This window comes from Paraburkholderia sp. EG304, assembly GCF_046543485.1.
Taxonomy (GTDB): domain Bacteria; phylum Pseudomonadota; class Gammaproteobacteria; order Burkholderiales; family Burkholderiaceae; genus Paraburkholderia; species Paraburkholderia youngii.
Genome location: NZ_JBKGUA010000321.1, coordinates 1 through 480 on the forward strand (window position 1 = coordinate 1; position 480 = coordinate 480).

A 480-nucleotide genomic window follows, 5' to 3' on the forward strand; every position below is an offset into this window, starting at 1 on the left:
GTTACCGCACAGCATCTCTCGCTACGACGACCTGAAGGAATGCATGTCTCATCTGGAAGGGGTCGACGACGTGCTCGTCGACTGCCACGACGAACCGGCCAAGGCGCGCGAGGCTTGTCTGCGGCTGTCCTGTCACGAGAGACGAGTGCCGGTCCTGCTGTTGGTCGGCTCCGACACTCTCTCGGTCATCAGCCCCGACTGGGGAATGGACGACTTTCTGTGCGATTCGGCAACCCCATCGGAAGCCGAGACCCGGCTTCGCTGTCTGTTTACGATCCAGGTCACCAACCAGCTCGTGGCCGGACCGTTCACCGTCGACGAGGACGGGTACACAGCAAGTGTCGGGGACAAGGACCTTGATCTCACCTACACCGAGTTCGAGCTGCTGAAGTACCTCGTCGGACACCCCGGTAGAGTACTTACCCGAGACCTCCTGTTGTCAGACGTGTGGGGTTACGACTACTACGGTGGTACCCGGAC

General features: G+C 60.6%; 1 protein-coding gene. It reads left to right on the forward strand.

What is annotated here, in order from left to right; genetic code table 11:
• Window positions 1–43: 43 nt before the first annotated feature.
• A partial coding sequence (locus tag ACLFKU_RS44085) for a response regulator transcription factor (RefSeq protein ID WP_410853437.1) occupies window positions 44–480 on the forward strand: 437 nt, incomplete at its 3' end.